This is a genomic window from Streptomyces sp. URMC 123, assembly GCF_051386515.1.
In the GTDB taxonomy this organism is placed as follows: Bacteria; Actinomycetota; Actinomycetes; order Streptomycetales; family Streptomycetaceae; genus Streptomyces.
The window spans coordinates 1-7,463 of the sequence record NZ_JBPQTV010000319.1; the positions used below are offsets into that span (position 1 = coordinate 1).

5 protein-coding genes are annotated in these 7,463 nt (G+C 73.2%); 3 read left to right on the top strand and 2 right to left on the bottom strand.

Going from position 1 to position 7,463, the window contains the following annotated elements:
* The first annotated feature begins 355 nt into the window (after positions 1-355).
* Positions 356-1,870 (top strand): alpha/beta hydrolase-fold protein, encoded by a 1,515-nt coding sequence (locus ACSNOD_RS25990; RefSeq protein ID WP_436769486.1) that lies wholly within the window; start codon positions 356-358, stop codon positions 1,868-1,870.
* A gap of 96 nt (positions 1,871-1,966) precedes the next feature.
* Here the strand turns inward: ACSNOD_RS25990 and ACSNOD_RS25995 are convergent, their stop codons facing one another.
* Complete coding sequence (locus ACSNOD_RS25995; protein ID WP_436769489.1) at positions 1,967-3,154, bottom strand: M6 family metalloprotease domain-containing protein; 1,188 nt, start codon at positions 3,152-3,154, stop codon at positions 1,967-1,969.
* Between the two features lie 988 nt (positions 3,155-4,142).
* Between ACSNOD_RS25995 and ACSNOD_RS26000 the strand changes: the two genes are divergently transcribed.
* Together ACSNOD_RS26000 and ACSNOD_RS26005 are read left to right on the top strand one after the other, a co-directional pair.
* The gene (locus tag ACSNOD_RS26000; RefSeq protein ID WP_436769490.1) at positions 4,143-4,847 is read left to right on the top strand and encodes a TetR/AcrR family transcriptional regulator; all 705 of its coding nucleotides are present in this window, start codon (positions 4,143-4,145) and stop codon (positions 4,845-4,847) included.
* Between the two features lie 228 nt (positions 4,848-5,075).
* Positions 5,076-6,617, top strand: a complete 1,542-nt coding sequence (locus tag ACSNOD_RS26005) for an MFS transporter (protein ID WP_436769487.1) — start codon at positions 5,076-5,078, stop codon at positions 6,615-6,617.
* A 125-nt stretch (positions 6,618-6,742) separates the two neighbouring features.
* On the opposite strand, the gene ACSNOD_RS26010 is transcribed toward ACSNOD_RS26005, so the two are convergent.
* Entirely contained in the window at positions 6,743-7,249 is a 507-nt protein-coding gene (locus ACSNOD_RS26010) for a MarR family winged helix-turn-helix transcriptional regulator (protein WP_436769488.1), read from the bottom strand.
* Between the last annotated feature and the right edge of the window lie 214 nt (positions 7,250-7,463).

The following is a 7,463-nucleotide window of genomic DNA, read 5'->3' on the forward strand; positions in this document are numbered from 1 at the left end:
CTCCGGGGAGCGGCCGGGGTGGGGTCCACCCGTTGGTGGTGCCCGGTGGTGGTTCGGGCCCCTGGACAGGGTAGCGGACGCGGGGGTCACGTCCGCCAGGGTGCCTGGAACGCGTCCCCCCGGCCGGCCCCCGGCCGCGGCCCGGCGTCGTACGGGGGCTGCGGGGCCCGCGGGGTCGGTGAGGCGGAAGGAACCGTTCCCTCGCGCATCTCATCCTTCAGTCGTACACTCCCTCGGCACCTGAGGCCGACGCAGCGGCCCCTCTCCGTCCATGACCATGGATTCGAACGGGCCGCGGCGGCAGGGCCGAGGTCGGGCAGGTGGAAGACGGAATCGGAGACGGAAGGAACGGTCGGTGGATCTCACCAGCGGACCGTTTCTCGCGCTCCTGATCGTCCTCGCCACCCTGCCGATCGTCGGCCTCGTGCGCACCCGCGGCTGGCGGCGGATCTGCTCCGCCGTACTGGCCCTCGGCGGTGTGCTGCTGGTCCTCGCCGCCCTCGTCAATCAGCACTTCTCCTATGTGCGCCACGTCGAGGACCTCTTCGGCCTCGGCTCCCGCGAGATCGTCGACGTGCGCGAGGGCGCGCCCCCCGGCGAGGTGGCGCGCACGCTCGGCGCCGTCGCCGGGCGCAGCCCCGGGCGCGGCGTGCTGCTGAAGATGCCCGTGCCGGGGCAGCGCAGCGGCATAAAGGGCCGGTCCGCGTATGTGTATCTGCCCGCGCAGTACTTCGCGCCGGAGTACGCCGGCACCCGCTTCCCCGTGCTGGAACTGCTGCACGGCATGCCGGGCGAGCCCGCGGACTTCCTGCGCAGCCTGGACGCCGACCGGCTCTACGAGAAGTCGCTCGAACAGCGCCGCACCGGGCCGATGATCGTCGTCATGCCCGACGGCAACGGCTCGCGCTGGCGTTCCACGGAGGGCGTGAACGCCGTCGGCGGCGAGCGGGCCGAGACGTATCTGACCGAGGACGTCGCCGACACCGTCGAGCGCTACTTCCGGGCGCTGCCGCGCGGCCGCGACTGGGCCCTCGCCGGGTTCTCCGTCGGCGGGTACGCGGCGGTCAACCTGGCCCTGCGCCACCCCGACCAGTACGGCGCCGCCGCCAGCATGAGCGGCTACTACACGGCCGTGGAGGACGAGTACACCGGCAAGCTCTACCGCGGCGACGAGCGCGTCAAGCGGGAGAACTCCCCGACCTGGTGGATAGAGCACCATCCGCTGGGCCGCCAGGCGTTCTACCTGATGGCGGGCTCGGACGACAGCTTCACCTGGGAGCACACTCCGCCCTTCCACCGGCGGCTGCGCGAGCTCGGCGCGGACGTGGAGCTCGCGGTGATGCCCAACGGCAAGCACGACTACCGCGCCTGGCGGAAGTCCCTCCCCGACGTCTACAACTGGGCCTGGGCGAAGGTCGACGCCGCCGAGCTGAAGGGCGCCTTTCCCGCGCGGCGGCAGCCCGCCCTGCCCGACCGGCTGCCGCCGGCGAGCCGCCCCGCGGAGGGGGAGACCGGCCGGACGGCCAGTGGCAAGCCGCTGCTGCCGCGCGCCGAGGACGTACGGGGCCTGCCGCTGTGGCAGCCGTGGCCCCAGGCGAGGAGCAGGCCCGCCGGCTCGCGGCCCAGGGGGGCGACTCCCCTGGCCACCGGGCCCGCCCCGACCGCCTCCGGTCCGACCTCCTGGGGCCCGACCGCCTCGGGCCCGACCGCCTCGGGCCCGGGCAAGGGCAGCCATCTGCCGAAGTACGCCCCCCGCACCGACGCCCCCACCGACGCGGCTGCCCACCCGGCGCCCGGATCGGCCGACGGCACCGCGCCCCCGCCGACCCCCGACATCACCTTCAGCTCCCGCCCGGCGAACCGCCGCTGAGGCCAGCCGCGGCCAACCGAGGCCATCGAGGCCAGCCGCGGCCGACTGAGGCCAACCGCCGCGTCAACCGCCGCGCGCCAACCGCCGCGCCACGCCTCAGTGCCGCGTCACCGCCACCCGGTGGTTGCCCGCCGCGTCCCGCCCCAGCACCTCCACCGCGATCCCGCGCCGGCTGTCCGTGAAGCGCTCCCCGACGCCGTACGGCGCGTCCGTCAGCTCCGCGGTGACATTGGGCCGCCGCGCGCAACCGCCGCTGCGCGGCGCGCTGTCGATCACCGTCACGGGCCCCCGGCCACTCGCGGTCCAGGTGTCCACCCAGTAGACGAGCACCCCCGGCTTGCAGACCAGCGCGTCGTTGCCCTCCTGGGTGCGGACCTCCACGGCGTAGCCGCCGCGCGCCGAGACCGGCAGATAGAGCAGCTTCGACCCCCCGGCGCGGCCGAGCGGAGTGAGGGTGTGGACGGAGCGGCCGACGCCCGAGGCGCAGTGGAACTGGTCCTGGCGGAGCCAGCCGAGCTTGCGTTTGTGCCAGCCCAAAAAGTCGTTGTTGTCTCCCCAGTCCTCGGACATGATGTCCCAGTGCCCGACCTTGGTGCCCCCCGTGGGCGTGTAGAGGTCGGGCAGCCCGAACGCATGCGCGTTCTCGTGCGGCAGTACGCGATAGGCGTGCTGTGCGCCGGTGGGCGAGCCGTCGTCCTGGCGGCTGTAGACGAAGGACACATGCGCGAGCGGCACTCCGTCCGCGATCGGCGCGTCGCGTGTCCCGGCGAAGGTGACGGACAGCACGGTATCGAGGGCCGACGGCCCGGCGTTGGGAGTGACCAGCACATTCACCAGGTGGAATGGGCGGAAGTCGACATGGGGGTCGGCGGCGGCCGCGATGTCCCGGATGAGCCTCCGGTAGCCCGGCTCGTACGCCACGCCCCGGCCGATGCCATACGAGGCGAAGGGCTGGGGCATCCGCAGCCATCCCTTGACGGGGGTCTCGGCGCGGTAGTCGAGCGCTCCGTAGGAGCTGGTGCGGTACCACTCCGCGGTGCGCGGGAAGAACTCGCCGAAGCGCGCCCGCGCGCTGCCGGCGCCGGGCGCGTCCGGGAAGTCGATCATCAAGGTGAGGGCGCGGAGCACTCCGGTGCCGGCGACGTGGCCCGGGGGCGTGGGGAGCCCGGTGGACATCTGGAGTCCGGCCTTCGGGGCCGGATCGCAGGTGGCGCCGGCCCGGACCGCCGGGGTGGCGGGCACGGCCGGGATCGCGGCCAGGAGCTGGGCGGCGACGGTGACCAGCGCGGCGAGCGCGAGGGAACCGGCGGTCCGAGCGCCGGGAGCGGCCGTAGCGCCGGGGGAGCCCGGAGCGCCGGGAGCGGCCGTAGCGCCAGGAGAGCCCGGGGCGCCGGGAGCGGCCGTAGCGCCAGGAGAGCCCGGGGCGCCGGGTGTGCGGGATATGGAGCGTATGGATCGTGTGGAACGTATGAGCTGTATGGGGGATATGGAGCGTATGGATATGTGGGGTTCGTGACCGGAGCCGGAGGAACGGGGGGAGCGGGGGGCCCGGCGGCCGCGCGGCGCCCGGTGCAGTCCGCGGTGCGGGCGGCGGGCGCTCGCCGGGCGCAGCGCCCGGGTGAGTACGGCGCCGGCCGCGAGCCCCACGGCGGAGGCGCCGACGGCCACCGCGACCGTGAGGGCCGCGGACACCAGGTGCGGCGGTGCGACGGCGGTGATGCTGTTGACCGTCGTGACGAGCGTGACGGGGGTTACCGCTGTGTCGGCCACGGAGCCCAGGAGCACCGTGGCGGCCTCGGGGACCGTGGCAGGCATACGCGACGCGCCTTCCGATCGGGGCAGCCGCTGCCTGTCCGCCCCACCCACGGCCGCTCTCTGCGATCACCCTCCGGTGCCGGGGCGCCGGGCGCGCGGGGAAGGCGTCCGAACGAGGCGGTGCGTCGCCCATCCGGCGGCGCGGGCTCGTACGTTCCGGTGGCGCGCGTACGTCTCGGCGGTGCTCGTGCGGCCAGGGCCGCTCGTACGTCCCGGGGGCGCGCGTACGACCGGGGGCGCGCGTACGTCCCTTGGGCGCTCGTACGTACGCCGGCGGGGCGCGCGCCTGTGAGGAGCGCCACACAAAAGGGGCGCCCTCCGCGAAATATCCGGGGAGAGTTTCCCCGTTTGCATGAGTGCGGCAACCGGGGAAGGACTCCCCGGTTGCGTCCGCCCCCGTAAGACCCGACAGCTTGTGAAAGGAAGGAGCGCCACCGTGGCCGTCGACCTGTCCACCATGCCGTGCGGAACGGTGACCTCCGAGGTGCCCGCCGACGCGGCGCTCGCCGCGCCCGTATCCGCGTGCCGGCCCCGGCTCCGCGCCGACGCCGCCCGCAACCGCGAGCGCATCGTCTCCGCCGCCCGCGAGCTGTTCGTCGCCCGTGGCGCGGAGGTCCCGCTGGACGAGGTGGCGCGCCGTGCCGGCGTCGGCAACGCCACGCTCTACCGGCACTTCCCGGACCGCGACGAACTGATCCACCAGGTGTCCCTCCAGGTCATGGACCGGGTCGTCCGGCAGGCCCGGGCGGCGCTCGACGAGGAGCCCGACGCCTTCGCCGCGCTGAGCCGCTTCGCGCACGCGGCGGTGGACGAGCGCATCGGCGCCCTGTGTACGCTGCTGTCCGGCCGGGTCGACCGCGATCACCCCGAACTCGTCGAGGCGCGCGATCAGTTGGAGCGCGTCGTCGAGAGTCTGATGGAGGGCGCGCGGGCCTCGGGCCTGCTCCGCGGGGACGTCGCCGCCGGCGATGTGCTCGTGGCGATCACCCAGCTCACCCGTCCGCTGCCCGACTCCGGCTGTCGTGACATCGACGGGTTCGCCCACCGCCACCTCCAGCTGCTGCTGGACGGCCTGCGCGCCCCGGCGCGCTCCGAACTTCCGGGGGCGCCCGTGACGTTGGAGGACCTGCGCCGGCAGGCACTCGCGGAGAACCGCTCATGACCGACCGACGCCGTATCGACTCGTAAACCGCCGTAAATCGCCGTAAACCGCTGTAACCGATCGGCCCACCACCGATCGATCAGGACCGACCGGTCACCACCGATCGGTCAGCACCGACTTCCGGAGCGAAGCGCGGACCCCCGCACGGCCTGACCCGCCGTGCGAACGCCCGCGCCCGCCCCGCGACGCGTTTTGTTCACCGTCCGCACCAACGAGTGAGGCACTTTCATGCCTTCTACTGTCAGTTCACCGGCCGACTCCGCCGTCGGCCCCGACCCCAGGCGCTGGAAAGCCCTGGCCTTTATCGCCATAGCCCAGCTGATGGTCGTCCTCGACGGCACCATCGTCAATATCGCCCTGCCCTCCGCCCAGACCGACCTCGGGATATCCGACGCCAACCGGCAGTGGGTCATCACCGCGTACGCCCTCGCCTTCGGCGGCCTGCTGCTCTTCGGCGGCCGGATCGCCGACCTCTGGGGACGGCAGCGCACCTTCGTCGTCGGCCTGATCGGCTTCGCCGTCGCGTCCGCCCTGGGCGGCGCCGCGGTCAACGAGGCCATGCTGCTCGGCGCCCGCGCCTTGCAGGGCGCCTTCGGCGCGCTGCTCGCCCCGGCCGCGCTCTCCCTCCTCGCGGTGATGTTCACCGAGGCCAAGGAGCGCGCCAAGGCCTTCGGCATCTTTGGCGCGATCGCCGGTGGCGGTGGCGCCATCGGTCTGATCCTGGGCGGTGTGCTGACCGAGTACCTCGACTGGCGCTGGACCTTCTTCGTCAACATCCCGTTCGCCGCCGTCGCCGCCGTGGGCGCGCTGATGGTCATCCGGGAGCCCGAGGGCGCGCGCAACCGCTCGCCGCTCGACATCCCCGGCGTGGTGCTCTCCACCCTCGGCCTGGTCTCCCTGGTGTACGCGTTCACCCGCGCCGAGTCCGACGGCTGGGGCTCGGGCGCCACCATCGGCCTGTTCGTCGCGTCCGCCGTGCTGCTCGCCGCCTTCGTGGCGGTGGAGGCCAAGGTGAAGGCCCCGCTGCTGCCGCTGCGGGTGCTCACCGAGCGCAACCGCGCCGGTGTCTACCTCTCCCTCGGCCTCGCCATCATCGCGATGTTCGGCCTGTTCCTCTTCCTCACCTACTACCTCCAGGTGGTGAAGGGCTACTCCCCGGTCAAGACCGGCTTCGCCTTTCTCCCGATGATCGCGGGCATGATCACCGGCTCGACGCAGATCGGCGCCCGGCTGATGACCCGGGTGCCGCCGCGCCTGCTGATGGCGCCGGGCTTCCTGTCCGCCGCCGCGGGCATGCTGCTGCTGACCCAGATGGAGATCGACAGCTCGTACGTCGGGCTGATCCTCCCCGCGCAGCTGCTGCTCGGCCTGGGCATGGGTGCGGCGTTCATGCCGGCCATGAGCCTGTCCACGTACGGTGTGCAGCCGCGTGACGCGGGTGTGGCCTCGGCGATGGTCAACACCTCCCAGCAGGTCGGTGGCGCCATCGGCACCGCGCTGCTGAACACCATCGCGGCCAGCGCGACCACCGCGTACGTCACCTCGCACGCGGCCACCGCGCCCTCCGTCGACCTGCTGAAGCTGGAGGCGATGGTGCACGGCTACTCCACCGCGATCTGGTGGGCGGTCGGCATCCTGGTGCTCTCCGCGCTGATCGCGTTCACGTTCATCAACACCCGGGGCGAGCGCGGCGGCCAGACCGTCGCCGGCTCGGGCGGCGACGCGAGCGCGGCGGGCGACGAGGTCTCCGTGCCGGTCATGGTGCACTGACGTGCGCTGATCTCGTGATGCGGAGGGGCCCGTCCGGACGACCGGACGGGCCCTTCCGCTTTTTGGGGCCCCTTCGCGTACGAGCCTTTCGCGGGCGTCCGCGGGCGTATGGCGATCGGTGCGCGTCAGCGCAGCCAGGGGAGGTCCGCGCCGGCCGCCGGCTGGAGCCCCTCCGCCACGACCCGGCAGATCTCCCCGAGCTGGTCCACCTGCTCGGGGCTGAGCCGGTCGAACATCGCCGCCCGCACGGCCGCGACATGGCCGGGCGCCGCCTTCTCCAGTACGGCGTACCCCTCGCCCGTCAGGACCGCGAACTGTCCTCGCTTGTCCGAGGGGCAGCTCTCCCGGCGCACCCAGCCGTTCTTCTCCAGCCGGGCGACGGCGTGCGAGAGCCGGGACCGCGTGATCTTCGCGTTCTGGGCGAGCTCGGTCATCCGCATCCGGTGCCCGGGGGCGCGCGAGAGCCAGACCAGCAGCCCGTAGTAGATGTGCGGCATGCCCGCGTCCCGCTGCAGCTGCCGGTCGAGGTGGTCCTCCAGCAGCGCGGCGGCCTGGAGGTACGCCTGCCAGGTGCGCTGTTCGTCATCGGTGAGCCAGCGCGGCTCGCCTTCGGCTCCGGTCGTCCCAGTCATGACTCCACCTCGAGGATTCTTCTTGAATCGTAAATAAGTCTGCGTGGCCCCCGTCCCTGCTCCCCCGTCACCGCACTGTCGTATCGCACACCACCGGTGCGCGGCTCGAGAACGCGGGGGCCCGAGGTGGCGAAAACCGGAAGGGGCCCCGGCGCGCCGAGGGGTCGGGATTCGGCGGTCCGGGGCCCGTGAGGTGAGGGACGGGGCGCGGGGG

What these genes read in the sequence shown, in the direction of transcription:
- ACSNOD_RS26000 (WP_436769490.1), top strand. Translation starts at nt 4,143, where the DNA reads ATGCCGTGCGGAACGGTGACCTCCGAGGTGCCCGCCGACGCGGCGCTC.
- ACSNOD_RS26005 (WP_436769487.1), top strand. Translation starts at nt 5,076, where the DNA reads ATGCCTTCTACTGTCAGTTCACCGGCCGACTCCGCCGTCGGCCCCGAC.
- ACSNOD_RS26010 (WP_436769488.1), bottom strand. Translation starts at nt 7,249, where the DNA reads ATGACTGGGACGACCGGAGCCGAAGGCGAGCCGCGCTGGCTCACCGAT.